This is a genomic window from Streptomyces sp. NPDC002176 (genome assembly GCF_044903645.1).
Taxonomy (GTDB): Bacteria; Actinomycetota; Actinomycetes; order Streptomycetales; family Streptomycetaceae; genus Streptomyces.
Genome location: NZ_JBJDQW010000001.1, coordinates 681,948 through 708,506 on the forward strand (window position 1 = coordinate 681,948; position 26,559 = coordinate 708,506).

Annotated in this window: 25 protein-coding genes; 15 read left to right on the forward strand and 10 right to left on the reverse strand. The window is 72.2% G+C overall.

Annotation, left to right across the window (positions count from 1 at the left end; genetic code table 11):
• The first annotated feature begins 41 nt into the window (after positions 1-41).
• The 7 genes from egtA to ACI2LY_RS03020 all read left to right on the forward strand — a co-directional run bounded on the left by egtA (position 42) and on the right by ACI2LY_RS03020 (position 6,983).
• The gene (gene egtA, locus ACI2LY_RS02990) at positions 42-1,379 is read left to right on the forward strand and encodes an ergothioneine biosynthesis glutamate--cysteine ligase EgtA (RefSeq protein WP_404705556.1); all 1,338 of its coding nucleotides are present in this window, start codon (positions 42-44) and stop codon (positions 1,377-1,379) included.
• Complete coding sequence (gene egtB / locus ACI2LY_RS02995; RefSeq protein WP_404705557.1) at positions 1,376-2,710, forward strand: ergothioneine biosynthesis protein EgtB; 1,335 nt, start codon at positions 1,376-1,378, stop codon at positions 2,708-2,710. The genes egtA and egtB overlap by 4 nt, the downstream gene beginning before the upstream one ends.
• Positions 2,710-3,489, forward strand: a complete 780-nt coding sequence (gene egtC / locus ACI2LY_RS03000) for an ergothioneine biosynthesis protein EgtC (protein ID WP_404705558.1) — start codon at positions 2,710-2,712, stop codon at positions 3,487-3,489. Before egtB ends, egtC begins: the two co-directional genes overlap by 1 nt.
• A complete protein-coding gene (gene egtD, locus ACI2LY_RS03005) occupies positions 3,486-4,445 on the forward strand; it encodes an L-histidine N(alpha)-methyltransferase (RefSeq protein ID WP_404705559.1) in 960 nt (319 codons plus the stop codon). Before egtC ends, egtD begins: the two co-directional genes overlap by 4 nt.
• 158 nt (positions 4,446-4,603) lie before the next feature.
• Positions 4,604-4,816 (forward strand): dodecin, encoded by a 213-nt coding sequence (locus ACI2LY_RS03010; protein WP_030817079.1) that lies wholly within the window; start codon positions 4,604-4,606, stop codon positions 4,814-4,816.
• A 113-nt stretch (positions 4,817-4,929) separates the two neighbouring features.
• Entirely contained in the window at positions 4,930-5,124 is a 195-nt protein-coding gene (locus tag ACI2LY_RS03015) for an antitoxin (protein ID WP_031182137.1), read from the forward strand.
• A 104-nt stretch (positions 5,125-5,228) separates the two neighbouring features.
• A complete protein-coding gene (locus ACI2LY_RS03020; RefSeq protein WP_404705560.1) occupies positions 5,229-6,983 on the forward strand; it encodes an NlpC/P60 family protein in 1,755 nt (584 codons plus the stop codon).
• Between the two features lie 98 nt (positions 6,984-7,081).
• Here ACI2LY_RS03020 and ACI2LY_RS03025 read toward each other — a convergent pair whose 3' ends face one another.
• From ACI2LY_RS03025 to ACI2LY_RS03035, 3 genes are read right to left on the reverse strand one after another with little or no spacing between them, the layout of a single operon-like run.
• A complete protein-coding gene (locus ACI2LY_RS03025; protein ID WP_393912312.1) occupies positions 7,082-7,831 on the reverse strand; it encodes a succinate dehydrogenase/fumarate reductase iron-sulfur subunit in 750 nt (249 codons plus the stop codon).
• On the reverse strand, positions 7,828-9,774 hold the full coding sequence (locus tag ACI2LY_RS03030; protein WP_404705561.1) for a fumarate reductase/succinate dehydrogenase flavoprotein subunit: 1,947 nt from the start codon (positions 9,772-9,774) through the stop codon (positions 7,828-7,830). Before ACI2LY_RS03030 ends, ACI2LY_RS03025 begins: the two co-directional genes overlap by 4 nt.
• A 2-nt stretch (positions 9,775-9,776) precedes the next feature.
• On the reverse strand, positions 9,777-10,448 hold the full coding sequence (locus tag ACI2LY_RS03035; RefSeq protein WP_389006008.1) for a succinate dehydrogenase: 672 nt from the start codon (positions 10,446-10,448) through the stop codon (positions 9,777-9,779).
• A gap of 118 nt (positions 10,449-10,566) precedes the next feature.
• Here ACI2LY_RS03035 and ACI2LY_RS03040 point away from each other — a divergent pair, with 118 nt between their 5' ends.
• Positions 10,567-11,451 carry a LysR family transcriptional regulator gene (locus tag ACI2LY_RS03040; RefSeq protein ID WP_404705562.1) on the forward strand — a complete coding sequence of 295 codons (885 nt, stop codon included), beginning with the start codon at positions 10,567-10,569 and terminating at the stop codon, positions 11,449-11,451.
• 104 nt (positions 11,452-11,555) lie between these two features.
• Here ACI2LY_RS03040 and ACI2LY_RS03045 read toward each other — a convergent pair whose 3' ends face one another.
• From ACI2LY_RS03045 to ACI2LY_RS03055, 3 genes are all read right to left on the reverse strand, one after another.
• Entirely contained in the window at positions 11,556-13,697 is a 2,142-nt protein-coding gene (locus ACI2LY_RS03045) for a putative bifunctional diguanylate cyclase/phosphodiesterase (RefSeq protein ID WP_404705563.1), read from the reverse strand.
• Positions 13,694-14,506, reverse strand: a complete 813-nt coding sequence (locus ACI2LY_RS03050) for an SAM-dependent methyltransferase (protein ID WP_389005602.1) — start codon at positions 14,504-14,506, stop codon at positions 13,694-13,696. Before ACI2LY_RS03050 ends, ACI2LY_RS03045 begins: the two co-directional genes overlap by 4 nt.
• A gap of 230 nt (positions 14,507-14,736) precedes the next feature.
• A complete protein-coding gene (locus ACI2LY_RS03055) occupies positions 14,737-15,684 on the reverse strand; it encodes an SCO0930 family lipoprotein (protein WP_404705564.1) in 948 nt (315 codons plus the stop codon).
• Positions 15,685-16,493: 809 nt separating this feature from the next.
• Between ACI2LY_RS03055 and ACI2LY_RS03060 the strand changes: the two genes are divergently transcribed.
• Complete coding sequence (locus ACI2LY_RS03060; RefSeq protein ID WP_389005605.1) at positions 16,494-16,622, forward strand: hypothetical protein; 129 nt, start codon at positions 16,494-16,496, stop codon at positions 16,620-16,622.
• A gap of 30 nt (positions 16,623-16,652) precedes the next feature.
• On the forward strand, positions 16,653-17,411 hold the full coding sequence (locus ACI2LY_RS03065) for a DUF4239 domain-containing protein (protein ID WP_404705565.1): 759 nt from the start codon (positions 16,653-16,655) through the stop codon (positions 17,409-17,411).
• Between the two features lie 96 nt (positions 17,412-17,507).
• Here ACI2LY_RS03065 and ACI2LY_RS03070 read toward each other — a convergent pair whose 3' ends face one another.
• The gene (locus tag ACI2LY_RS03070; RefSeq protein WP_404705566.1) at positions 17,508-18,413 is read right to left on the reverse strand and encodes a hypothetical protein; all 906 of its coding nucleotides are present in this window, start codon (positions 18,411-18,413) and stop codon (positions 17,508-17,510) included.
• A 333-nt stretch (positions 18,414-18,746) separates the two neighbouring features.
• Here ACI2LY_RS03070 and ACI2LY_RS03075 point away from each other — a divergent pair, with 333 nt between their 5' ends.
• Positions 18,747-19,436 (forward strand): class F sortase, encoded by a 690-nt coding sequence (locus tag ACI2LY_RS03075; RefSeq protein ID WP_404705567.1) that lies wholly within the window; start codon positions 18,747-18,749, stop codon positions 19,434-19,436.
• A 32-nt stretch (positions 19,437-19,468) separates the two neighbouring features.
• Here ACI2LY_RS03075 and ACI2LY_RS03080 read toward each other — a convergent pair whose 3' ends face one another.
• Entirely contained in the window at positions 19,469-20,308 is an 840-nt protein-coding gene (locus ACI2LY_RS03080) for a polysaccharide deacetylase family protein (RefSeq protein ID WP_404705568.1), read from the reverse strand.
• 140 nt (positions 20,309-20,448) lie between these two features.
• Between ACI2LY_RS03080 and ACI2LY_RS03085 the strand changes: the two genes are divergently transcribed.
• Positions 20,449-20,922, forward strand: coding sequence for a universal stress protein (locus tag ACI2LY_RS03085; protein ID WP_135784989.1), 474 nt, complete (start codon positions 20,449-20,451; stop codon positions 20,920-20,922).
• On the opposite strand, the gene ACI2LY_RS03090 is transcribed toward ACI2LY_RS03085, so the two are convergent.
• On the reverse strand, positions 20,858-22,105 hold the full coding sequence (locus tag ACI2LY_RS03090) for an MFS transporter (protein WP_404705569.1): 1,248 nt from the start codon (positions 22,103-22,105) through the stop codon (positions 20,858-20,860). The genes ACI2LY_RS03085 and ACI2LY_RS03090 overlap by 65 nt on opposite strands.
• 109 nt (positions 22,106-22,214) lie before the next feature.
• Here ACI2LY_RS03090 and ACI2LY_RS03095 point away from each other — a divergent pair, with 109 nt between their 5' ends.
• Positions 22,215-23,135: a LysR family transcriptional regulator gene (locus tag ACI2LY_RS03095; RefSeq protein WP_404705570.1), complete on the forward strand. Its 921-nt coding sequence runs from the start codon at positions 22,215-22,217 to the stop codon at positions 23,133-23,135.
• 90 nt (positions 23,136-23,225) lie between these two features.
• Entirely contained in the window at positions 23,226-24,647 is a 1,422-nt protein-coding gene (locus ACI2LY_RS03100; RefSeq protein WP_404705571.1) for an amino acid permease, read from the forward strand.
• On the opposite strand, the gene ACI2LY_RS03105 is transcribed toward ACI2LY_RS03100, so the two are convergent.
• Positions 24,648-25,751, reverse strand: coding sequence for a CapA family protein (locus tag ACI2LY_RS03105; protein ID WP_404705572.1), 1,104 nt, complete (start codon positions 25,749-25,751; stop codon positions 24,648-24,650).
• A 228-nt stretch (positions 25,752-25,979) separates the two neighbouring features.
• Here ACI2LY_RS03105 and ACI2LY_RS03110 point away from each other — a divergent pair, with 228 nt between their 5' ends.
• Positions 25,980-26,525: a sigma-70 family RNA polymerase sigma factor gene (locus ACI2LY_RS03110; RefSeq protein WP_404705573.1), complete on the forward strand. Its 546-nt coding sequence runs from the start codon at positions 25,980-25,982 to the stop codon at positions 26,523-26,525.
• Positions 26,526-26,559 lie beyond the last annotated feature (34 nt).

The following is a 26,559-nucleotide window of genomic DNA, read 5'->3' on the forward strand; positions in this document are numbered from 1 at the left end:
CGGGCTCCGTCGGCACGCTGGCATACCAGGAGAGTCCCGACATGTCTGACACCCAGAACGGTGACTGTACGGAGCACCACTGCACGAAACACGACTGCGCCCGGCACCGAAGCGTCGTGACCGAGGCCGAGGTGGACGCCCTGGTCCGCGGCATCTGCTTCAAGACCGGTCCGCCCCGCACCCTCGGGGTGGAGGTGGAGTGGCTGGTCCGTGACCCGGAGCGGCCCTGGCTCCCCGTACCGCCCGAACGGCTCGAAGCGGCCCACGCGGCCGTCCGCACCGTCCCTCTGGACTCACCGCTCACGGTCGAGCCCGGCGGCCAGTTGGAGCTCAGCTCACTGCCCGCCGCCTCCCTGACGGAATGCGTGAACTCCGTCTCCGCCGACCTGACCGCGGTGCGCAAGGTCCTCGCCGGGCACGGCCTCGCCCTCCTCGGCGTGGGCCACGATCCCTGGCAAGAACCCCGCCGCTTCCTCCACGAACCCCGCTACGACGCCATGGAGGCGTGCCTGGACCGCACCGGCCGGGCCGGACGGCACATGATGTGCGCGTCGGCCTCCGTGCAGGTCTGCGTGGACGCCGGGTACGAGGAGCCGGGCCCGCTGGGGTACGAGCGGCGCTGGTGGCTGGCGCACCAGCTGGGCGCGGTCCTGGTGGCCGCGTTCGCCAACTCCCCGCTGACCGGACGGCGGCCCACCGGCTGGCGCTCCACCCGGCAGCTGCACTGGATGGAGATCGGTCCCGGCCGGGCCGGGGCTCCCCCGACCGATGGCGAACCACGGGCCGACTGGGCCCGGCACGTGCTGGACTCCCCGGTGATGTGCGTCCGCCGCGACGAGGGCCCCTGGGACGTGCCGGAGGGGCTGACCTTCCGCGAGTGGACCCGGGCGCGGGCGCCGCGCCCGCCCACCCGCGCGGATCTCGACTACCACCTGACCACGCTGTTCCCGCCAGTTCGGCCGCGCGGCCATCTGGAGCTGCGGATGATCGACGCGCAGCCCGGTGACGACGGCTGGATCGTGCCGCTCGCGGTGACGGCGGCCCTCTTCGACGACCCGGAGGCCACCGAGGCCGCGCACCGCGCGGTGAAGCCGCTGACGGAACGCGCGCTGGACCGGCCCGCCCCGCACAACCCGCTGTGGTCGGACGCCGCCCGGCTCGGGCTCGCCGACCCGGGACTGCGGGAGGCCGCGATCGCCTGCTTCACGGCGGCGCTGGCGGCGCTGCCCCGGCTCGGTGCCACGCCCGAGGTGTCGGACGCGGTGGCGGGGTATCTGGGCCGTTACGTCCTGCGGGGCCGCTGCCCGGCCGACGATCTGCTGGCGGGTCCCGGCGCCACGGACCCGCGCGCCCGAGCGAGGAAGGACATCCGCGCATGACCGCCCAGGAGAACGGCACGGCGACGGCCGGCACCGAGACGCTGCGCGAGCGGCTGCTCGCCTCGCTGGTCACCGCCCGCGCCCGCACCACACTGCTGACCAGCTGTGTCGAGGACCCGGATCTCACCGCCCAGCACTCCCCGCTGATGTCGCCCCTGGTCTGGGACCTCGCGCACATCGGCAACCAGGAGGAGCTGTGGCTGCTGCGCAACGTCGGCGGCCGGGAGGCGATGCGGCCCGAGATCGACGGGCTGTACGACGCCTTCGAGCATCCGCGCTCCGCACGCCCCTCGCTGCCGCTGCTGCCGCCCGAGGAGGCGCGGAAGTACGCGGCCGAGGTGCGCGGGCGGGCGCTGGACCTGCTGGAGGGCGCGGACTTCGAGGGCGGCACCCGGCTGACCGAGGCCGGTTTCGCCTTCGGGATGATCGCCCAGCATGAACAGCAGCACGACGAGACGATGCTGATCACCCATCAGCTCCGCACCGGCCCGGCCGCGCTGACCGCGCCCGCCCACGAGCCCGTGCCGCCGTACCCCGGTCCGGCCGAAGTCCGGGTCCCCGGCGGCCCGTTCACCATGGGCACCTCCACCGAGCCCTGGGCGCTGGACAACGAACGCCCGGCGCACGTGCGGGAGGTGGCGCCGTACTGGATCGACACGGTGCCGGTGTCGAACGGGGCCTACCAGGCGTTCATCGCGGACGGCGGCTACGACACCGAGCGCTGGTGGACCCCGGAGGGCTGGGCACACGTCCGGGCCAACTCCCTGAAGGCACCGCTGTACTGGCGCCGGGACGGGGACCAGTGGCTGCGGCGCCGCTTCGGGGTCACGGAGGTGGTGCCGCCCGAGGAGCCGGTGCTGCACGTGTGCTGGTACGAGGCGGACGCGTACGCCCGCTGGGCCGGGCGCAGGCTGCCCACCGAGGCGGAGTGGGAGAAGGCGGCCCGGCACGACCCGGTCACCGGCCGCTCCACCCGCTACCCGTGGGGCGACGCCGAACCGGGCCCGGAACACGCCAACCTGGGCCAGCGGCACCTCTCCCCCGCCCCCGTCGGCAGCTATCCGGCCGGTCAATCCCCGCTCGGGGTGCGCCAGTTGATCGGGGACGTGTGGGAGTGGACGTCGAGCGACCTCGCACCGTATCCGGGGTTCGCCGCGTTCCCGTACCGGGAGTACTCGGAGGTGTTCTTCGGGCCCGAGTACAAGATCATGCGCGGCGGTTCGTTCGCCGTGGACGCGGTGGCCTGCCGAGGGACGTTCCGCAACTGGGACTATCCGATCCGGCGGCAGATCTTCGCCGGGTTCCGCACCGCCCGCTCGGAGTCCGCCTGATGTGCCGCCACCTGGCCTATCTCGGCCCCGAACAGCCCCTCAAGCGCCTGCTGCTGGACCCGCCGCACAGCCTGTACCGGCAGTCCTGGGCACCCCGGCGGCAGCGCAACGGCACGGTGAACGCCGACGGCTTCGGGGTCGGCTGGTACGCGGACGGCGACCCGGTCCCGGCCCGCTACCGCCGCTCCGGACCGATCTGGGCGGACCAGTCGCTGCTGGACCTGGCCCGGGTGGTGCGCTCGGGCGCGGTGCTGGCGGCCGTGCGGGACGCCACCCTGACGGGGGCGGACGCGGAGGCCGCGGCGGCGCCGTTCGCCTCCGGGCGCTGGCTGTTCAGCCACAACGGCGCTGTCGCGGGCTGGCCCGACTCGGCCGCCCCGCTGGTCTCCCTGTTGCCCCCGGTCGACGTGCTGTCGCTCCAGGCGCGCACCGACTCGGCGTTCGTCTGGGCCTTGGTCCTGCACCGGCTGCGGTCGGGCGAGGCGCCGGAGCACGCCCTCGCCGGAACGGTCCGCCAACTGGCCGAGGCGGCCCCCGCCTCCCGTCTCAACCTCCTGCTGACCGACGGCGGGACCGTCACCGCGACCGCCTGGGGCGACAGCCTCTGGTACCGCGCGGAACCGGGCCGTGCCGTGACCGTCGCCTCGGAGCCGTACGACGACGATCCGCTGTGGCGGGAGGTCCCCGACCGCACCGTGGTCACCGCGAGCCGTACCGAGGTGCGGCTCGACCCCGTCGAGGACCTTGTGTCCATGCCACCGAAGGAGCCCTGTACGTGAGCCTGCACGTCACCCGCACCCTCCCGGAGGACGCGACCGACGCCGCACTGCGCGCCGACGTCCTCGACGGCCTCTCCGCCGACCCCAAGACCCTCCCGCCCAAGTGGTTCTACGACGCCCGCGGCAGCGAGCTGTTCGAGCGGATCACCGAGCTGCCCGAGTACTACCCGACCCGCGCCGAGCGGGAGATCCTCCAGACCCGCTCGGGCGAGATCGCCGCGGCCAGCGGCGCGCGCACCCTGATCGAGCTGGGGTCGGGCTCCTCCACCAAGACCCGCCATCTCATCGACGCGCTGACCTCGCTGGAGGCGTACGTCCCGGTCGACGTCAGCGAGAGCGCGCTGGTGCAGGCGGGGCAGGCGCTCACCGAGGAGCGGCCCGGTCTCGCGGTGCACGCGCTGATCGCGGACTTCACCGCGCCGATGACGCTGCCCGAGACGCCCGGTCCCCGGCTGGTCGCCTTCCTCGGCGGCACGCTCGGCAACCTGCTGCCCGCCGAGCGGTCCGACTTCCTGACCACCGTCCGCGCCCTGCTGGCACCGGGCGACGGGCTGCTGCTCGGCACCGACCTGGTGAAGGACGAGGCGGTGCTGGTCCGGGCGTACGACGACGCGTCCGGGGTGACGGCCGCGTTCAACAAGAACGTGCTCAACGTGGTCGACCGCGAGCTGGGCGCCGACTTCGACCCGGACGCCTTCGACCATGTGGCCCGCTGGGACCCGGAGCGGGAGTGGATCGAGATGCGGCTGCGCTCGCGTACCGCGCAGACGGTGAAGATCCCGGCACTCGGCATGGTCGTGGACTTCGCTGCCGGTGAGGAGCTGCGCACCGAGGTGTCGGCGAAGTTCCGCCGGGAGGGCGTCGGCGCCGAACTGGAGAAGGCGGGGCTGGAGTTGACCCACTGGTGGACCGACTCCGAGGACCGCTTCGCGCTGTCGCTCAGCGTGGCGCGCTGAGCGGACCGGCGGACCGAGTTGCCGTGTCCCCGCCCGGCGGGCGTTGTCTCGCGCGCCGGGCGGGGATGCGGCACGGTGGATTACGGCGCGACAAACCGGCCCTTCCGGGACAGCCGGGCGCCGCCACCCTGCCGTACGGCGAAGAGGAGCACCCGCGCATGTCGAACCACACCTACCGGGTCAGCGAGATCGTCGGCACCTCCAACGACGGTGTCGACCAGGCCATCCGCAACGCCATCGGCCGTGCCGACCAGACCCTGCGCAACCTGGACTGGTTCGAGGTCACGCAGGTCCGGGGGCAGATCGAGAACGGGCGGATCGAGAAGTACCAGGTGTGCCTGAAGGTGGGCTTCCGCCTGGAGGACGTCTGAGACGCCTGAGACCACTGACCGGCACCGTCGGCTCAGGTGGGCGTTCGAGATGCGAAGCCGGGCCGGGACGGTGACCCTGGGAGGGGAAGCCTCAAGCGACCAGGAGGGCTGTCATGTCCTTTATGGACAAGATCAAGGGAATGCTCAAGGGTCACGAAGACATGACCGACAAGGGCATCGACAGGGGTGGCGACTACCTCGACCAGCGGACCGGCAACAAGCACCAGTCCCAGGTCGACACCGCTCAGGACAAGCTGAGGGACCAGTTCGGCTCCCAGCAGCACCGCGACAACCCGCCGCAGTCCTAGGACCTCGCCGAAGTCCATCACGCCTACGTCCACGTCCGGCCCGGATCAACTCTGGGCCGGACGCGGACGTCTGCGCGCGGGACGGCTGAGAGATCATGCTTCACATGATCCACACTTCACGCCGTGGCCTGCTGGCCGCCTTCGCCGTCACCGCCGCCTCGCTGCCGCTGGGCGCCCTGGCCACCGCCCCCGCGCGGGCCGACGCCCTTCCCGCCCCCGTGGACCCGCTGCCCGCCCCGGCCGGGCTGACCTCCGCACGCTCCTCGGTGACCCTGCCGCCGCTGGACGCCTCCTACTTCACCCAGGTGACCCTCACGGCACCGCTCACCGCCACCGTGCTGCCGGGCACTCCGGCGCGGACCGAGATAACCAGCGGCGGCAGACGGGTCGCCCTCCTCACCCAGGGCGCCCGGACCGTGCTGGTGCCGGGCCCGCGCAGAACGTTCGCCGAGAACAAGCGGCCCTTCGTGGACGACTTCGGGCGCACCCTGCCGGACACCTCGCTCCCGGCCGCCGACCGCGCGTACTGGGGGACCTCGCCGGGCGGTGGCAGCTGGTCCACGCTCGGCCCGGCCGACACCGACTACGCGGTGCTGCCCGGCACCGGCGTCATCGCGCTGACCACGGACTACGCCAGCCGCCACGCGACCCTGCGGGACGACCGGATCACCGACGTGGACGTGCGCGCGACCGCCCGCTTCGACAAGGTCCCCACCGGCCAGGCGTGCTCCTACGCGCTGTCCTTCGGCTACCAGGACACCCACAACAACTACCGGGCCCGGCTGTCCTTCCTGACCAGCGGCGCGGTGGAGCTGCGCGTCGAGAAGGAGGTCGCCGACACGGTCACCCAGCTCGCCACGGCCGCCACCCTCGCCACCGGCGTCCCGGCGGGCACCGACTTCACCATCCGGGTGCGCCGGGAGGGCGCCCGGATCAGGGTCAAGGCATGGCGGACGAGCACGGCGGAGCCGTCCGGCTGGGCGGTGGACGTCACGGACTCCGCGTTCGGTCCGGGCCGGGTGGGCCTGCGCGCGCTGGCCAACCAGGGCTGCACCAACCTGCCGGTCAAGCTCCAGGTGAGCCGCTTCGAGGTGGACGCGGCGAACTGGGACACCCCGCCGACCGTCACCCACGGCGACTGGGTACGCGTACTGCCGCAGCCCTTCGACGGCACCTGGACGGCCGACCTGGAGCGCACGGTCCGCGGCTGGGCCGGATCGACCGCGCCGGACGTGCTCGCGTACGCCGCGATGTTCCTCGGCGGCGCCCCGGCGGTCACCGCCGGGGACGGCCCCGCGCAGGGCAAGCAGGTGCTGGGCGAGGCCGGTTACGGCTATCTCGATCCGCAGGGCTACCGCTACGAGGGCGCCGACTTCCACGAGTACATGAACGTGGGCTGGACCTTCCCCGACGGCACCTACACGGGCCCGTCCAGCAAGCAGGTCGGCAACCTGGACTGCTCGGGCTACACGCGGATGGTGTACGGCTACCACCTGGGCGTGCCGCTGGCCGCGGGCGCGGACACCTCGGGGACACGGATACCACGCAAGTCCCGCGACATCGTGAACTACGCGCCCGGTGTCGTCGTCGACCGCACGAACGGCACCGCGCCGCCCGCCGCCGCGCAGCTCCAGCCCGGGGACCTGGTGCTGTTCAACGCCGACTCCGGCGACGACCACCCGACGGTCACCGTGGACCACGTGGGCATCTACCTGGGCCCGGACGCCGACGGCAAGCGCCGCTTCCTGTCCAGCCGGAAGACGGTCGACGGTCCCACCATGTCCGACCTGGGCGGCGCGTCCCTCCTCGACGGCACGGGTACATACGCCACGTCCCTGCACACGGTCCGCCGTATCTGACCCCCGGAACACCCCGGAACACAGCAGACGGGGCCGGGGATGAGCACCACTCCCGGCCCCGCCCGTCCGCCCCCTTTGGCGAACGTCTGCTGTGGCGGCTACCGCTTGCCCGCCTTACGGGTGGCGCGCAGCCACTCCTTGTTCATGCCGGTGATGGAGAACAGCGGGATGCCCTTGGGGCAGGCCGTGGCGCATTCACCGGCCAGGGTGCAGCCGCCGAAGCCCTCCGCGTCCATCTGGGCCACCATGTCCAGCACCCGCGTCTCCCGCTCGGGCCCGCCCTGCGGGAGGACGTTGAGGTGGTTGACCTTGGCCGAGGTGAAGAGCATCGCGGCGCCGTTGGGACAGGCCGCCACGCAGGCCCCGCAGCCGATGCACTCCGCGTGCTCGAAGGCGAAGTCGGCGTCGGGCTTGGGCACCGGCGTCGAGTGGGCCTCCGGTGCGGCGCCCGTGGGGGCGGTGACATAGCCGCCCGCCTGGATGATCCGGTCGAAGGCGGAGCGGTCCACCACCAGGTCCTTGATGACCGGGAAGGCGGCGGCCCGCCAGGGCTCGATGTCGATGGTGTCGCCGTCGCGGAAGGACCGCATGTGCAGCTGGCAGGTGGTGGTGCGCTCGGGGCCGTGGGCGTCGCCGTTGATGACGAGGCTGCACGCGCCGCAGATGCCCTCGCGGCAGTCGTGGTCGAAGGCGACGGGGTCCTCGCCCTCCAGGATGAGCCGTTCGTTCAGGACGTCCAGCATCTCCAGGAAGGACATGTCGGGCGAGATGCCGTCCACCTCGTAGGTGGACATGGCGCCGTCGGTGTCGGCGTTCCGCTGGCGCCAGACGCGCAGGGTGAGCCTCATGCGTAGCTCCGCTGGGTGGGGTGGACGTACTCGAAGACCAGGTCTTCCTTGTGCAGGACGGGGGCCTCGCCGGTGGCGGTGAACTCCCAGGCGGCCGCGTAGCCGAACTCGTCGTCGTGCCGGGCCGCCTCTCCGTCCGGGGTCTGGGACTCCTCGCGGAAGTGGCCGCCGCAGGACTCGGCGCGGTGCAGGGCGTCGAGGCACATCAGCTCGGCCAGTTCGAGGTAGTCGACGATGCGATTCGCCTTCTCCAGCGACTGGTTGAACTCCTCGCCGGTGCCGGGCACCTTGATCCGACGCCAGAACTCCTCGCGGATACGCGGGATTTCGGCGAGCGCCTTGCTTAGGCCCTCGGCGTTGCGGGCCATGCCGCAGAACTCCCACATCAGTTCGCCGAGTTCACGGTGGAAGGAGTCGGGGGTGCGGTCGCCGTCGACGGCGAGGAGCAGGTTGACCCGGTCCTCGGTCTCGGCCAGCACCTCCTGCACCTCGGGGTGTTCGTCGGTCAGCGACTCCTGGTGCGGGTGGCGGGCCAGGTAGTCGTTGAGGGTGGCGGGGAGCACGAAGTAGCCGTCGGCCAGGCCCTGCATCAGCGCGGAGGCGCCGAGCCGGTTGGCGCCGTGGTCGGAGAAGTTGGCCTCACCGATGGCGAAGAGTCCAGGCACGGTGGTCTGGAGGTCGTAGTCGACCCAGAGCCCGCCCATCGTGTAGTGCACGGCGGGGTAGATCCGCATCGGCACCTCGTACGGGTCCTCGTCGGTGATCCGCTGGTACATGTCGAAGAGGTTGCCGTACTTCGCCTCGACCGCCTTGCGGCCCATGCGCGCGATGGCGTCGGAGAAGTCCAGGTAGACGCCCTGGCCGCCGGGGCCGACCCCGCGCCCCTCGTCGCAGACGTTCTTGGCGGCGCGGGAGGCGATGTCGCGCGGGACCAGGTTGCCGAAGGAGGGGTAGATCCGCTCCAGGTAGTAGTCCCGCTCGTCCTCGGGGATCTCCTTCGGCGGACGGGTGTCGCCCTCCGCCTTGGGCACCCAGATACGGCCGTCGTTGCGCAGCGACTCGCTCATCAGCGTCAGCTTGGACTGGTGGTCGCCGGTGCGCGGGATGCAGGTGGGGTGGATCTGGGTGAAGCAGGGGTTGGCGAACAGCGCGCCGCGCCGGTGCGCCCGCCAGATGGCGGTCGCGTTGGAGTTCATGGCGTTGGTCGACAGATAGAAGACGTTGCCGTAGCCGCCGCTCGCCAGGACGACCGCGTCCGCGAAGTAGGTGTCGATCTTCCCGGTGATCAGGTCGCGGGCGACGATGCCGCGCGCCCGGCCGTCAACCACGATCAGGTCGAGCATCTCGGTGCGCGGGTGCATCTCCACGTTCCCGGCCGCGATCTGCCGGGACAGCGCCTGGTAGGCGCCGAGCAGCAGCTGCTGGCCGGTCTGGCCGCGGGCGTAGAAGGTGCGCTGGACCTGGACGCCGCCGAAGGAGCGGGTGTCGAGCAGGCCGCCGTACTCACGGGCGAAGGGCACGCCCTGGGCCACGCACTGGTCGATGATCTCGACCGAGACCTGCGCGAGGCGGTGCACATTGGACTCGCGGGCCCGGAAGTCGCCGCCCTTGACGGTGTCGTAGAACAGCCGGTGCACGGAGTCGCCGTCGTTGCGGTAGTTCTTCGCCGCGTTGATGCCGCCCTGCGCCGCGATGGAGTGGGCGCGGCGCGGGGAGTCCTGGTAGCAGAACTGGACGACGTGGTAGCCCTGTTCGGCGAGCGTGGCGCCCGCCGAGCCGCCCGCGAGGCCGGTGCCGACGACGATGACGGTGTGCTTGCGCCGGTTGGCCGGGTTGACCAGCTTGGCCTCGAAGCGACGGGTGTCCCAGCGCTCCTGGACCGGGCCGGAGGGGGCCTTGGTGTCGGCGACCGGGTCGCCGGTCGCGTAGTCGGTGTAGGTCATGGTCAGCTCACCACTCCGGTCATGACGCCCACGGGTACGGCGATGAAACCGGCCGTGAGCAGCAGCGCGAGTACGTTTGCGGCACCCTTCAGGAACCGTTCGCGGGTCCGGCCGCCTGCGCCGAGGGTCTGGGCGGCGCTCCAGAAGCCGTGCCGGATGTGCAGGCCGAGGGCGAGCATCGCCACGATGTAGATGACGTTGCCGTACCAGGTGGAGAAGGTGTCCACCACGTTCTGGTACGGGTGGCCCTCCTGGAAGCCGCCGGAGTGCACGGTGCCGGTGGTCAGGTCCAGCAGGTGCCAGACGATGAACAGGCCGAGGATGATCCCGCCCCAGCGCATGGTCCGGGTGGCGTAGCTCGTACGCGCCTTCTTGTGCACGTACTTGCTGGGCCGGGCCTTGATGTCGCGGCGGCTGAGCTGGTACGCGGCGGTGGCGTGGGCGACCACGGCGACGACCAGGACCACCCGGACGATCCAGAGCGTCCACTCGTAGTGCATGAACGGCTCGCCGACCGTGCGCAGCCAGTGGGCGTAGTGGTTGAAGTCGCCGGCCCCGAAGTAGATCTTCAGGTTTCCGATCATGTGCGCGACCAGGTACAGCAGCATCACGATGCCGCTGACGGCCATCACGGTCTTCTTGCCGACGGAGCTGTCCCAGACTGTGCGCGCCATCGACGGCCGTCGGTCCGTCCGCGTTGCCAGAGCCATGGACAGGACGCTACGACCATGCCGCCGATCGGTCCAAGACATGGTTCGGCTGGTTTCCATAGCCTCTCGCTATCCTGGAGGGGTGCAGTTCCAGCAGCTCCAGTACTTCGTGGCGGTGGCCGAGACCCGGCACTTCACCCGTGCCGCCGAGCGGGTCCATGTGGCGCAGCCCTCGCTGTCCCAGCAGATCCGGGCGCTGGAGCGGGAGCTGGGCGCGGATCTGTTCGTCCGGGCGCGGGGCAACATCGCGCTGACCGACGCGGGCGAGGCGCTGCTGCCGCTGGCCCGGCGCATCCTCGCGGACGCGGACACCGCCCGGCACGAGGTGCAGGAACTGGTGCAGCTACGACGCGGGCGGGTCCGGCTGGGCGCGACGCCGAGTCTCTGTACGGGGCTGCTGCCCGACGTGCTGCGTGCCTTCCACGACCGGTATCCGGGCATCCAGCTGCTGGTGCAGGAGAGCGGGTCGCGGGATCTGGTCCGGGAGCTGGGCCGGGGCGCGCTCGACCTCGCCCTGATCGTGCTGCCGCTGCCCGCGCCGGCGCCTGCGCTGACCACCGTGGAGCTGCTGCGGGAGGACCTGGTGGTGGTGTCCTCACCGGAGGCACCGGCCCCTGGCGGGGGGCGGCCCGCTGTGGAGATCTCCGACCTCGAGAACGAGCGCCTGGTGATGTTCCGGTACGGGTACGACCTGCGGGAGCTCACCGTGAACGCGTGTCGCTCCGCTGGGTTCGAGCCGGAGTTCGCTGTCGAGGGGGGTGAGATGGACGCGGTTCTTGGGTTTGTGCGGGCTGGGCTGGGGGTGGCTGTGGTGCCTCGGATGGTGGCCAGTCGGGCGGGGCGGGGGCTTCGGGTGACTCCGCTCGCGCGGCCCGGCCTGTCCCGGACCATCGCGTTGGCTCATCGGAGTGATGTGGCTCCGCCTCGGGGGGCTCAGGAGCTTCAGCGGATGCTGTTGGAGCGGTAGGGGGCGCCTGTTCGTCTGCGGGTGCGGGTGCGTCGTGGCTGGTCGCGCAGTTCCCCGCGCCCCTGACGGGGTGCGGCCTGCTTCGCGGCCACACCCCGTCCTCCTTACCTCGTCGCGTCCGCCAGCGCCAAGGTGTGCAGGTTCTCCGGGGGGCCCGGTCTGGCGTAGTACCAGCCCTGGGCGGTGTCGCAGCCGAGGAGGCGGAGTTGTTCCGCCTGGGAGCTGGTTTCCACGCCCTCGACCGTGACCGCCAGGTCCAGGCTGTGGGCCAGGGAGACTATGCCTTCGACGATCTTGAGGTCGACCGGGTCGGCCGGGAACTGCTGCATGCCCTGGGTGAAGGAGCGGTCCAGTTTGAGGACGCTGACCGGCAGGCGGCGGAGGTTGGCCAGGTTGGAGTAGCCGGTGCCGAAGTCGTCCAGGGCTATGTCGACGCCCATCTCGGCCAGTCGGCGCAGCGGCTTGAGCAGGCCGTCGTCGGCGCCGATCAGCGCGGACTCGGTGACCTCCAGGCACAGCGCGTCCGGCGTGACCCCCGCGCGCTCCAGGATGTCGACGGTGTCCTGTACCAGGCCGGGGTGGGTGAGCTGGCACGGGGAGAGGTTGACGTTGATCCGCAGCGGGCCCGTCGCGCTCCCGTCCTGTTTCTCGCGCCAGGTCCGGGCCTGCCGGATCGATTCCTCAAGGACCCACCGGCCCAGCGGGACGATCAGCCCGGTGTGCTCGGCGAGCGGGATGAAGCGGTCCGGGCCGAGCACCCCGTGCTGCGGGTGCAGCCAGCGGACCAGCGCTTCCGCGCCGCTCACCGTGCCGTCGCCGAGGTGGACCAGGGGCTGGTACTCGATGAAGAACTCGCCGCGTTCCAGCGCGCTCGGCAGCGCGGTGGTGAGCCCGTGCCGGGTGATCGCGCGGGCGTCCGCCTCCGGGTCGGCCAGCTCGGCCCGGTTGCCGCCCGCCGACTTGGCCCGGTACATCGTGATGTCGGCGCTGCGCAGCACCTCCGCCGCCGTACGCTCCCCCGCCGGGCCCTCGACGATGCCGAGGCTGCCGCGCACCAGCAGGTCGCGGCCGTCGATGCCGACCGGGGTGAGCAGGGCGTTGGTGATGCGCTCGGCCAGCTCCTCCACCCCGCGCTCGGTGTCGCGGCCGGTGGTGAGGGCCACGAACTCGTCCCCGCCGAGGCGGGCGACCATCTCGCCGGACGCGGTGGTGCAGGACTGGAGCCGGTCGGCGACCTCCACCAGCAGCCGGTCGCCCGCCGCGTGGCCGAGGCTGTCGTTGATGGCCTTGAAGCCGTCGAGGTCCAGGTAGCACAGGCCGAAGCGCTGGCCGTCGCCCGCCGCGAGGGCCTTCTCCAGGCGCTCGAAGAACAGGGTGCGGTTGGGCAGCCCGGTGAGGGCGTCGTGAGTGGCCTCGTAGCGCAGCCGGAGATGGAGCAGGCGGCGCTCGGTGGTGTCCTCCATCAGCGCCAGCTGGTACTGCGGGGTGCCGTCGGCGTCGCGGAGCAGGGAGACCGTGAGGTTGGTCCACAGGGCGGTGCCGTCGGTCCGGTTGAACGCCTTCTCCACGTGGTAGTGGTCGCGTTCGCCCCGGACGAGTTCCTCGTAGAGCCGCCAGGTCTGGGGCGCGTCCTCGGGGTGGGTCCAGTCCCGGACCTTCCGGCCGCGCATCATGGTCTCGGAGACGCCGAACATGCGCTGGAGGGCGCCGTTGACCTGGAGGACGTTGCCTTCGAGGTCGGCGATGCCGATGCCGATCGCGGCGCCCTCGAACACCGCGCGGAAGCGGGCCTCGCTGGCGTGCAGGGCCTCGGCGACCACGCCCTGGGCGCGCAGCGCGGCCTGCGCGATGGACTCCTGCTCGGCGAGGGTGCGTTCGCGCAGCGCCTGGGCGTACCCGGCGGCCATGGCGTGCTGCAACCGCGAGGAGCGCATGCGAAGTTGGTCCTGCGGGCTGTCGTCACCGCAGTACAGGACGAGGTAGGCGTCCACGCAGTCCAGGGTGCGGGCGAGCACCTCGGGGTCGGTGCCGTGCGCGTCGACCAGCGCGGCGCCGACCGCCCTGGCCTCCCCGGCGTCGAAGCTGTGGGCCCTGAGCGCCCGGCTGAGACGGTGGGCGAGGGGGAGCAGCCGCTCCTCGAACCCGGCGCGGGTGAGCGACGTGGAGGTGACGGGGTAGACGGCCCGGCTCCATATCGTCGTCAGCCGCCGCACTCTGCCCTCCGGCCCGTCCGGCTCGGCGCTCACGCCGTACGCCCCACGCCGGCGTACCCGGAGAACGCGAAGTCGTCCTCGTCCTCCGGCGCCGACTCCGGGCGCCAGTCCGGGAGATGGACGAGTCCGGGGTCGAGCAGCTCGAACCCGTCGAAGAAGCGGGCGATCTCCTCGCGCGGGCGCATGACCAGCGGGGTGCGGATGTCCCGGTACACGTCCACCGCGCCCTCGGCGCGTTCCTCCGGCAGCGGGATGCCCTCGTAGGAGGCGTGGGTGAGGATCAGCAGGCTGCCCGGCGGGAGCGCGGCGCGCAGTTCGGCCACGGCCCGGTGGGGTTCGTCGGTGTCCTCCAGGAAGTGCAGGACGGCCACGAGCAGCAGGGCCACCGGCCGGTCGAGGTCGATCAGCCGGGCCACCTCGGGGCTGGTGAGGATCTCCTGCGGCTTGCGCAGATCGGCGGCGACGACGTCCGCGTCCGCGTTGCCCTCGAGCACCGACCGGCTGTGCGCGACGGCCACGGGGTCGTGGTCGACGTAGACGACGTGCGCGCCGGGCCGGGCCTCCTGGGCTATCTCGTGGACGTTGCCGAAGGTGGGGATGCCGGAGCCGATGTCGAGGAACTGGTCGATGCCCTGCTCGGCCGCGAAGCGCACCGCCCGGCGCAGGAACGCCCGGTTCGCCTGCATGATCTTGGGCAGGCCGGGGAGGAACTCCATCGCCTTGCGGGCCGCTTCCCGGTCGACCTCGAAGTTGTGCGAACCGCCCAGGTAGTAGTCGTACATGCGCGAGACGCTCGGCACCGAGATGTCGATGCTGCGGGGGGCCCAGGCGGGGCGCTCCATGTATCACTCCAAGGCGTGGGCGACGGGGACGGGTGAGGCGGTGTTCCGAGCTGAGGCTACTGATCGCCCGCCAAAGGGGCGACCCGAAACGGAAATTGACCATCCGTTCCCGGTCACCGCCTGCGGAAAGCACCCGTCCGACCCCGCTGGGTGACCGTCCGGCCGCACGGGTGAGGGCCCGTACCCTCCGCGTGACACGGACGGTACGGGCCCTTCAGCCGGGCGGTGCCTTACTCGGCGGGTGCGCCGATCGGCTTGCCCTCCGGCGAGACGGCGTACCAAGTGCCGCCCACGCCCTGGCCGTTGGTGTCACCGGGGACCTTGTCGCCGGAGAAGGTGTAGATCGGCCAGCAGTTGACGGACATCTGCTTGACGCCGTCCGGACGGGTGAAGGGCATCAGGCCCTTCTTCTTCACGCCCTGGGTGTCGTCGGCGCTCACCGGCGCGACCGCGGGCCACTTCTCCAGGCAGGCCCCGACGCAGTTGGAGACGGACTTCGGCCACGCCTTGTCCTTGAGGAAGCGGTAGACCGTGCGGCCGTTCTTGTCGACGACGATGTCACCGAGCTTCGGGTCCTTGCGGACGGAGAGGCCGGGCAGCGTGGACAGGGACGCCTTCTTGCCGTTGGGCGCGAGCGCGAACCACTTGCCGCCCACACCCTGGCCGTTGACGTCGCCGGAGTTGAGGTCCTTGGCGTAGCGGTACGCGGGCCAGCCGCCGATGGTGAGCTGCTTGGTGCCGTCGGCGCGGGTGACCTCGCCGAGCATGGCCTTGTCGATACCGGCACCGGCGTTGGCGTCGTCGGCCGGGACGGGGGGCCAGGTGGTGGCGCAGTCGCCGTCGCAGTTGGTCTTCGGCGGCTCGGCCGTGTCCTTGTCGAACCGGTACAGGGTGAGGCCGGACCCGTCGGTGAGCACATTGCCCAGCTGGGGGTTGGTGGCCACGGTCAGCTTGCCCGCGGGGGCGGCGAGGGTCGGGGAGGCACTGGCCTGGGCACCGTCGGCGCCGTAGCCGTTGCCCGAGCCGAGTCCGGTGCCGATGCCCGCGGCGCTGGCCGACGCTCCCACGTTCTGGGCCGCCGCCGGGGGCGTGACGTTGTCCTGACCGCACGCCGTCGTCAGCGCCAGCACCGAAGCGGCTGTGGCCACCAGTGCGGCGGTCCGCCAGGAGGTCTTCATCCTCAACTCCCCATTTTCGCCAGTTTGTTGCGGCGTCCAATGAGTCACCGCACGGCCATGGGTACGGGGCGCGGGGGGCGGAGCGTTCAACGGGGCGGCGAAATTCTTTCGGCGGTGTCCGACGGACGGTGCCGAGGGGGTGGCGGTGCGTACGGGCGTACCCATCGACCCCGGCGGGGTCGCCCGGCGCGTCAAACCAGGTGGGGCGCGTTGTCCCTCCTTCGGACCAATCGACGTACGAATGGTCGCGGGGGCGTCGCGCGGCCCCCATGATCTCGCTCGTGCAAGGTCCCCAAGCAACCCGATGCGCGGTCGCCACCAGGGCGTTGGCGCTGCTCGCGGTGGTGTGGAGCGTGGTCGGCTGCCCGGTCGGCTCGGCGTCGGCCGACGCCTGCGCCTACGCCTCCACGGGCCCGGACGGCACGGTGGCCGTGGCGGTGGCCGGAAGCCACCACCCGGGCCCCCCGCCCTGTCCTCCGCCACCCCCGCCACCGTGCCCGCCGACGCCCACGCCGACCCCGACTCCCACGCCGACCCCTACGCCGACACCCACCCCGACTCCGCCACCACCCCCGACGCCCACACCCACCCCGACCCCCGCTCCTCCTCCCCCGCCGCCGCCGAAGCCCCAGCCCCGGCCGACGCCGCCCGCCCCGAAACCGCCCGTCCGGCCGACGCCGCCCCCACCGGCACCGCGCCCGACCCCGCCGCCACCCCCGCCCGCCCCGGCGCCCGAACCCGCGCCGCCGAGGCCGGTACCGAAACCCACTGCCCCGCCGAAGCCCACCCCCCGGCCGACCGTGACCCCGGTGAGCTACCCGGCGTACCACGCCCGTCCCGTCCGGCACACCGCTCCCTCCCACACCTCGCCGGTCCGCTACGTCCTGCTCGTCACCATTCCCGCGATCGTCGCCGTCGCGGCGCTGCGCCCGCGGTGACGCGGCCGCACCCATCCCTGGAGGTATCCGTTGTCGGATTGGCTCGTTCTCGTCCTGGCCATGCTGGGGGCCTGTGCCGTGGTGGTGATCATCACCCTCGTCCGGCACCGTCGGGCCCCCGAGGACGAGGACCCCAGTGAGACCCCGGACGTCATCGAGTACATGACGATGTGGATCGGGGTGGTGTACGCGATCGTCCTGGGCCTGGCCATCGCGGGTGTCTGGGAGGCGCGCAGCGCGGCCGGGGACACCGTCCAGGCCGAGGCGCAGGCGCTGCACGAGGTCTCCGAACGCGTCCGGGTCTACCCGGTGGACGTGCGGGACCGGGTGCGCGCGGACGTCGACGCCTACGTCTCCTACGTCGTGGACACCGAGTGGAAGTCGATGACGGACCGGGGGGAGGTCACCGAACAGGGGACGCGGCTGCTGGACCGGGTGCGTCAGGACGTGACGGACTACCAGCCGCGCAGCGACTTCGAGGCGCAGGCGTACCAGCCGCTGGTCGACCAAGTGGCCGCGGCCGACCAGGCACGCAACGCACGCGCCGACTCCACCGGCGCCACCATGCCGTCCGTGGTGTGGTGGGGGCTGCTCTCCGGTGCGGTGATCACGGTGGGCATGGTGTTCGCGCTCCAGATCCGGCGCACCGCGCGGGAACTGGTCCTGGCCGGGCTGTTCTCGGCCACCATCGCGTTCATGCTGTTCCTGATCTGGGACTTCGACGCCCCGTTCAGCCGGGGCATCGCGGTGACGGCGGAGCCGTTCCTCACCCTGTTCCCGCACACGTAGGGCACGCCGGAGGCCCCCGTCCCGGCCCGGCGAGGGGTGGGGCGAGGGCCCGTGGTGGCGTGTCCCGCGTCGGCGAGGACGCGGGCGGTGCTGTGCTCAGGCGCGCTTCTCGTGGCGGCGGCGCAGCCAGAAGACGCCGCCGCCGAGCGCGGCCGAGGCGACGAGTCCGCCGCCGATGGCGGTGTCGGCGCGGGTGGCGCCGGTGGTGCTGCTGCCGCCGAGGCCGCCGTTGACACCGCCGAGCACGGTGAAGGCGTTCGGGCGGGTCAGGGTGCGGCCACCGCAGTCGACGGTGAGGTCGTAGCGGCCGGGACGGGCGCTGCGGTCGATGGTGACGACGGCGCGGGAGTTGTCGTTGCCGTTCGAGTTCAGCCGGGCGCTGCCGAAGGCGCGCGAGGAGACGGTGCCGCCGCGGCAGCCCTGGACGGTGATGGTCAGCCGGCCACCCGCGGGGAGCACGCTGGGGGTGACGGAGATGTTGCGGAGGTTGCCGTTGTCGTGGCCGCCGCCGTGACCGCCGTTGCCGTTGCCGTTGCCGTTCCCGTTGCCGAAGTTCCCGTTGCCGTTCCCGAAGTCGTTGCCCCGGCCGTTGCCGTTCCCGTTGCCGAAGTTGTCGTTGCCCCGGCCGTTCCCGTTGTTGCCGCCGTTGCCGAAGTCCCCGTTCCCGTTCCCGTTCCCGAAGTTGTCGTTGCCCCGGTTGCCGTTGCCGTTGCCGTTCCCGAAGTTCCCGTTGTTGTTGAAGTTGCCGTTCCCGTTGTTGTTGAAGTTCCCGTTGCCGTGCCCGTTGCCGTTGCCGTTGAAGTTCCCGTTGAAGTTGCCGTTCCCGTTGAAGACGCCGGTGTTCGGGACGACACCGGGGTTCGGCACGACGATGCCCGTGTTGGGGGCGACGCCGGTGGTGCCGTTCCCGTTGCCCATGCCGTCCGCGACGGCGACGGGAGCGGCGAGACCGAGCACGGCGATCGCGGCGCACGTGACCGCCAAGGCACGCTGGTTACGCATGTGTTCCTCCGCGAGAGGCACGCCGGGGCCGGTCCCCGGTCGATCGGCGAGAAAGCACCTCCCGACTGAACCCTCAGGTGCAAGGAACACGCCCGCATGTCGAGAATGGTCCGTCCTGGTGAGCACCCCTCCCGTCCGACAACCACACAATCGGATATCGCCGCAGGTCACACCCCGTCAGAAATTATCTCCGCCCCGCAACTCGGATGGCGCACCCCGAAGCCCGGCCGCCACCCGTTCGCCCGCCGCCCCGTCGCCGCCCACCGGCGCGGGACTTAGCGTTTTCCCATGCGCGACGGACGTGGCGGCAGCCACGTCGAGAGGGGATGGCGAATGTCTGCGTCCGAACTGGCGGAGTGGAGCGAACGGGAGGAGCGGCGTAGGAGACGCGCCCCCTGGGGCGTGCTGGCGCTCGTGCTGCTGACCGGTGTGGCGCTGATCCGGAACGGGTCCGGCGAGTTCGACGTGGGCCCGCCCCAGCCCGCCGCGGCCGCCGCCCCGGCCCCGGACGTACGGTCCGCGCCGACCGCCGAGGGAGCCGCGCCCGCGTCCGCCCCGGTCGGCCTGTCCTTCTCGCCCGCGGACCGGGTCCGTATCCCGGCGATCCAGGTCGACGCCCCGGTCACCCCCGTGGGCCTGGACGCGGACGGCTGGGTCGGCGCGCCCCCGCCCGAGGACCCGAACCTGGCCGGATGGTTCACCGGCGCGGTCTCCCCCGGCGAGAAGGGCACCTCGGTGATCGTCGGCCATGTCGACAACACCCAGGGCCCGGCCGTCTTCTACGGGCTCGGCGCGCTGAAGAAGGGCGACCGGATCGACGTGGCCCGGCAGGACGGCCGGACCGCGGTGTTCGAGGTGTACGGCGTCGAGGTGTTCGAGAAGAGCAAGTTCCCCGGCGACCGCGTCTACGGCTCCAAGGGCACCCCGGAGCTGCGGGTGATCACCTGCGGCGGCGGCTTCTCCAAGCAGAACGGCTACGACGGCAACGTGGTCGTCTTCGCCCGCCTGGTCACGGGAGCCTGAGCCCACCGCGACCAGGCACCCCGTACGGCGTCTCAGGTCATCCGGCGGGGCGGCACGGTGAGGTGGTAGCCGTGGTCGAGCAGATAGGGCAGGTACTCGCGGATCGCGCGGACGCTCTGCGTCCGGTCGCCCCCGGCGTCGTGGGAGAGGATCACGACGCCGGGGGCGGCGCCGTGTTCGACCCGTTTGACGACCGTGCTGGTGCCGGGGGTCATCCAGTCGGTGGTGTCGACGGTCCAGGCCATCGGCTCCATGCCCATCTCGGCGCCGAGCTGGAAGGTGGCCCGGTTCCAGGCGCCGTAGGGGGCGCGGAACCACTGCGGGCGGTCCCCGTAGGCGTCCTCGATGACCTCGCTGGTGCGCTCGATCTCGTCCCGGATGTCGCGCCGGGCCATCTCGGTGAGCAGCGGGTGGGTCCAGGTGTGGTTGCCGACCACATGTCCCTCCTCGGCCATCCGGGCCAGGAGTTCCTTGTTGTCGACGGCCATCTCCCCGCACACGAAGAACATCGCGCGTACGTCGTACTTGGCGAGGGTGTCCAGGATGTGCGGGGTGTAGTCGGGGTGGGGGCCGTCGTCGAAGGTGAGCATCATGTTCCGGCCCTTGCCGGTGAGGCGCAGGATGGGCTGGTGACGCACCTTCAGCTGAGCGGGGGCGGAGTGCGGGGGGCCGTAGCCGATGAGGGGCTGGAGGCGGAACGCGGAGGGCTTGAGGGCCTGGCGGGCCTGTGGCCCGGCGAGGCCGGTGGTGGTACGGGCGGCCTGGTCGCCGCCGCCCGTCATGAGGACTCCTCCGGCGCCCGCGGCGCCGAGGACGGCGGCCGCCGAGCCGAGGAGCATCCGGCGCCGTGTGAACAACTGATCCTTCTCCATGAACCATCAGTCGCCCGCCGACCCCGCGCCGCACCGCACCGACACCGGTGCGGCGGGTCCGGTCCACCCGGTCGGCGCAGCGCGGACGCGCTGCTGCCCGCACACTGGACGGAACCGTTCCTTCCGATAGCCTCACCGCCGTGACGGAACAGCAGGCAGAGCACGAGCGGCACCGGTTCGAGCGGGGCACGGACGGTCCCAAGGTCATCGTCGTCGGCATGGACGGCTCCGACTCCTCGCTGCGGGCGGCCGCGTACGCGGGAGGTCTGGCCCGGCGGCAGGGGGCGCTGCTGGCGGTGGTGTACGTGCAGCCGGTGCTGGCGGCCGGGGCGGCGCTCGGGGTGCCGGTGGCGCAGGCCACGGACGAGATCGCCGAGGACCTGATCGCGCAGATCAGGGAGGCGGCGGAGCGGGTGAAGGGGATATTCGACGTGCGCTGGGAGTTCCACACCTTCCGCGGCGACCCGTTCAACGGTCTGGTGCAGGCGGCCGACGAGCTGAAGGCGGACGCGGTGGTGGTGGGCGCCTCGGAGCAGGCCGGGCACCGGATCATCGGGTCGGTGGCGGTCCGGCTGGTGAAGGCGGGACGCTGGCCGGTGACGGTCGTCCCGTAGCGAGAGACCGCAGCATCGGCGCGGTCGCGAGGAGCAGCACCCCGGCCGCGGCGATGGCGGTGCGCGGGCCGGTGAGCGAGGCGAGCACGCCCCACAGCGCGGTCAGCGCGGCCGTACCGGTCTTGGTGGACACCGACCAGGCGGAGAGGGTGCGGGCCACCCGGTCGTCCGGGGTGCGTTCCAGCCGCTCGGCGGCGAGCACCGGGTTGAACACGCCCGCGCAGGTGATCAGGCACAGCTCGACCGCCATGACGAGGACCAGGCCGGGCACGCCGGGCCGGACGAGGGCCAGCCCCACCGGCCAGCAGGCGCGCAGCACGCCCGAGGTGAGCAGCACCCGCCGCCTGCCGTACCGGGCGGCCAGCGGCCGGGCGAGCCGGGAGCCGAGCAGTCCGCCGAGGCAGGGGACGGCGAAGGCGAGGCCGTACTGCCAGGGCGCGAAGCCGAGCGGGCCGAGCATGAGGACGGCGAGCGGCGGGGCCTGGGCCATGATCAGGCCGTTCACCAGGACCGCGTTGAGGAACAGCGGGCGCAGCTCGGGGCTGGCGAGCAGGTGCCGCCAGCCGTCGAGGAGGTCGGCGGCTCGCGGGCGTCCGGGATCGCGGGGCGGGTCGGGCTCGGTGCCCTTGATGGCGTGGATGCCGAGGGCGGACAGCAGGAAGCTGACGGCGTTCGCGGCGACCGTCACCACGGGCCCGAACAGGCCGACGGCGGCGCCGCCGAGCGGGGGGCCGAGCACGGTGGCGGTCCAGGTGGTGGACTCGAACCTGCTGGTGGCGGTGAGCAGCCCGGCGCGCGGCACGAGGCTTTTCAGGTGGGCGCCGGAGGCCGCGGTGAAGGTCAGGTCGGCGGCGGCCACGACCATGGAGACGAGCAGCAGCTGACCGAAGCCGAGCATGCCGAGGACATGGGCGGCGGGGACGGCGAGCAGGGCGGCGCACCGGACCAGGTCCGCCGCGATCATGACGGGGCGTTTGCGGCGGAACTCCATCCACGGCCCCAGCGGCACCGCGAGCACCGCCCCCACGGCCGGTCCGGCGGACGCCAGCAGCGCCACCTGGGCGGGACCCGCGTGCAGCACGAGGAGCGCGATCAGCGCGAAGGCGTCGAACGCCAGCCAGGTCCCGGCGGCGCTCACCGCGTACGCGGCCCACAGCCATCCGAACCGCGACCCCAGCTTCATGTACAACCTCCCGTTGACCGGGGTCATGAAATCGGCCGGGATACGGCGGGAGCAAACAACCAAACCCCTCATCGACACAACCAACGGTTGTACGGCTACCCTGTCGGGCATGGATCTCAAGGCCGTGCGCACCTTCGTCGCCGTGGCGGACACCGGGCAGTTCCAGGAGGCGGCCGCCGTGCTCGCCCTCACCCAGCAGGCCGTCTCCAAGCGGATCGCGGCGCTGGAGCGGGACCTCGGGGTGCGGCTGTTCAGCCGTACCGCGCGGGGTGCCGAACCGACGCTGGACGGGCGGGCGTTCCTGCCGCACGCGCGGGCGCTGCTGCTGGCCGAGGAGCGGGCGGCCGCGTCGGTCCGGCCGGGCCGACGGGCGCTCCGGGTGGACGTGATCGGCCCGCGCGTCGCCCCGGCCGTGCTGCTGCGCGGCTTCCACGAGGCGCATCCGGGGGTGGAGCTGGACGTGGTCACGCTGTTCGACGCGGACACCGCCGTCGCCGCCGTGCAGGCGGGCCGGGTCGACGCGACGTTCCGCGCGGTCGGCATGCCGGGGCGGCGGCTGCCGGAGAGCCTGACGAGCGCCCGCGTGCTGGACGAGCCGCTGTATCTGCTCACCGGCCCGGAGCACGCCCTGGCCGACGCGGACTCGGTGACCCCCGCCGAGCTGGCCGGGCACCGGATCTGGATGCCGAGCATCGTGGAGGGCGTCGAGTGGGCCGCGTACTACGCCTCGCTGGCGGCGGAGTTCGGGCTCACCATCGACTCGGCGGGCCCCAACTTCGGCAGCGCGGCGATGCTGGACCGGATCGCCGGGTCACCGGAGCTGGCGACCTTCATGGGGGAGCATCCCCGGCACGCCGGGCGCGACCTGCGGCTGATCCCGATCACCGAGCCGACGCCGGTCTATCCGCACTCCCTGATCTGGGACCGGGCCAACGCCCACCCCGCCCTGGCCGCCCTGCGCGCGCATCTGACCGGCGAGTCCCCGGCGCGCCCCTCCGGCACCTGGGTACCGGACTGGGCCGGGAGCTGAGCCCCCGTGCGTGGCGTCTTCCGAACCGGCCGCCCCTGAGCCATCATGATCCGCCGTCAGCCGTTTGCCGTCGGGGAAGAGGTGAGGCGTGTGGCCAAGATCCGTTCGGGTGAGGGAATTCTCCGTCGCAAACCCATCGAGCACATCGAGGAGGCCGAGGCGGCCGAGGGCGGTCTCGACCGCTCGCTCGGCCTGTGGCAGCTCACCGCGATCGGGGTGGGCGGCATCATCGGCGCGGGCATCTTCACGCTCGCGGGCACGGTCGCCAACGGCAAGGCCGGGCCCGCGGTGGTGGTGTCGTTCCTGATCGCCGGTGTGGCGAGCGCCTGCGCCGCGCTGTCGTACGCCGAGTTCGCGGGGATGATCCCGAAGGCGGGCTCGGCCTACACCTACGGATACGCGGTGCTGGGCGAGTTCGTGGGCTGGTTCATCGGCTGGGACCTGCTGCTGGAGTACACCGCGATCGTGGCGGTGGTCGCCATCGGCATCTCCGGCTACTTCAGCTTCCTGGTCGAGGAGGCGGGCGCGGACCTGCCCGCGTGGATGCTGGGCGCGCCCGGCACCGGCTCGGGGCACCGGGTCGATCTGTTCGCGGCCATCCTGTGTCTGCTGATCGCCTGGCTGCTGAACCAGGGCATGAAGAGCGCGGCCCGGTTCGAGACGTTCGTGGTGGCGCTGAAGGTGCTGGTGGTGCTGCTGGTGATCGCGGTGGGCTTCTTCCACATCAACACCGCGAACTACCACCCCTTCTTCCCCTTCGGCATCAGCGGCGCCTTCACCGGCGCGGCCACCGTGTTCTTCGCGGTGTTCGGCTACGACGCGATGTCGACGGCGGCCGAGGAGTCCAAGGACGCCCAGCGGCACATGCCGAAGGCGATCATCTACTCGCTGATCATCTCGATGGTGCTGTACGTCGCGGCCTGCCTGGTGCTGACCGGCATGCAGAACTACAAGGACATCGACCCGGAGAGCGGGTTCTCCTCGGCCTTCAAGTCGGTGGGCCTCGGCGGGCTGGCCGACGTGATCGCGGTCGGCGCGATCATCGGCATCCTCACCGTGATGTTCACCTTCATGCTGGGCGTGACCCGCGTCTGGTTCTCGATGGCCCGCGACGGGCTGCTGCCGCGCTGGTTCGCCAAGACGCACCCCACCCGGCACGTGCCGACCCGGGTGACCTGGATCGTGGGCGTCGGGGCGGCCTGCATCGCCGGGTTCGTGCCGATCGGTGAGGCGGCCGAGCTGACCAACATCGGCATCCTGCTGGCGTTCGTGGTGGTGTGCGCGGCGGTGATCGTGCTGCGCTACAAGCAGCCGGAGCTGCCGCGCGCCTTCCGCACCCCGCTGATGCCGTTCGTGCCCGGGCTCGGCGCGCTGTTCTCGCTCTGGCTGGTCACCTTCCTGGAGTGGCAGACCTGGGTGCGGTTCGCCATCTGGTTCCTGATCGGCTGTGTCATCTACTTCGGCTACTCCTACCGGCATTCGGCGCTGGCCCGGCGGGCGCCCGCCGAGTGATCACTGCGCCATGGTGAGCCCGGCCTTCGTCGCGTTCCGGCTGAGTACGGTGTGCGCCACCCGGTCGCGGGTGGCGGCGAGGTCGGCGCCCGCGGCGATGGCCCGGTTCATGTCGATGGCGCGTCCGGCGTCGAGGTCGTACACCTGGGGCAGGAACTCGGCGGTCCGGACCTCCCAGCGGCCGCCCTGCTTGGCGGGCGGGGCGAAGGTGAAGCGGGCGAGGGTGGACTCGTTGCCGCGCCACTCCCCCGCGCCCGCGCCGCCGTCCGCGATCTGGTCGCCCATGCCGTAGACCACCCAGGTGCCGTTGACCTTCTCGAACGGCTGGGGCACGTGGGCGTGGGTTCCGAGGACGAGGTCGATGTCGGGGCGCCCGCCGGTCTTGGCGGCCGTCAGCTGCTTGGCGAGGGTGACCTGCCCGGCGTCGGGGGCGTCCTGCCAGGCGGAGCCCCAGTTGACGGAGAGCACGACCACGTCGGCGCCCGCCTTCCGGGCGGCCCGCGCGGCGGCGGCGATCCGGCCCGCGTCGGCCGGGTCGACTGCCCCGGACTGCCCGGTGGTGTCGTAGGCGTACGACAGGTGGGCGACCTTGGCGGTGCCCGCGCGCAGCAGGGTGACGGTGCGGGCCTCGGTGTCGGTGCGGGAGGTCCCCGCGTGCCGTACCCCGGCCTGGTCGAGGGCGTTCAGGGTGCGGGTGACTCCGGCGCCGTCGGCCTGCGGGGAGGCGGTGGAGCAGCTGTCGTAACCGGTAGCGGCGAGGCCCTGGGCGAGCTGGGGCAGGGCGGTGACGGCCGGGTCGCCGTCGGCGCCCTGGACCGGCTCCAGGTGACACAGCGCCAGGTCGGCGGCGGACACCGCCGGGCGGGCCCCGGCGAGCATGGGGCGGAAGTCGTGTCCGGCGCCGGAGGCGTCGAAGGCCGCCCGGTCGGTGGCGGACGCGTACGGCTGGACGCCACCGGCGGCGACGAGCGTGAAGCCCTTCCCGGCGCCCGGTGCGGGCTGCCCGGAGGCGCCGGGCTCGGCCCGGTCCTGGTTCTGGCAGGCGGCCACCGCCGCGAGCGCGGCGGTCAGCGCGAGGGCCACCTGATGCCTGCGTCCGATCATCAACTCACCCCAGGGTTGCCGGAGGGGACTTGTCGTATTGACAGACAAGCTCTGACGGGCATATGGGTATGAAACTCTCCCCCCTCGCAAACAGGGCCTAGCCCATCCGGTGCTGTCGGCCCCCTGGGTGACCGTTCGTCCGACCGCTCGTCGCCCCCTGGCGACCGCCCGTCGCACCGGCGTGCGCGCGGGGTGTCGCCCGGAGGCGGGCTGCGCTGCCATACGGCCATGACGGCCGGGACCACTGCCCCAGGGACGACGACCGCCGAGCATGAACTCGCCGCGCTGGCGCGGGAGCACGGGCGGCCCCTCTTCGCGCTGCTGCTGCGGCTGAGCGACGGGGACCGCCAGCGTGCCGAGGATCTGGTGCAGGAAACCCTCGTACGGGCCTGGCAGCACCCGGAGGCGCTGCGCGCGGAGAACTTCGCCTCGGCCCGCCCCTGGCTGCTGACCGTCGCCCGGCGCCTGGCCATAGACGCCCGGCGGGCGCGGCGGGCCCGGCCGCCGGAGGTGGTGGACGAGGTGCCGGAGACCGCGCGCGTCACCGCCGACCACGCCGAGCGGGCCGCCGCCGCGCTCGATGTCCGCGAGGCTGTGAAGACACTCACTCCGCACCACCGTGACGTGCTGGTAATCGTGTACTTCCGCGGGGCCAGCGTGGCGGAGGCCGCCGAGATCCTGGGCATTCCACCCGGTACCGTGAAGTCCCGCGCGTACTACGCGCTGCGTGCCCTGCGCCAGGTTCTTCCGGGATACGCGACTGACCTGCGGTGAAACCGGGCGCCTGGTCAAGCCTCGGTAAAGCGCC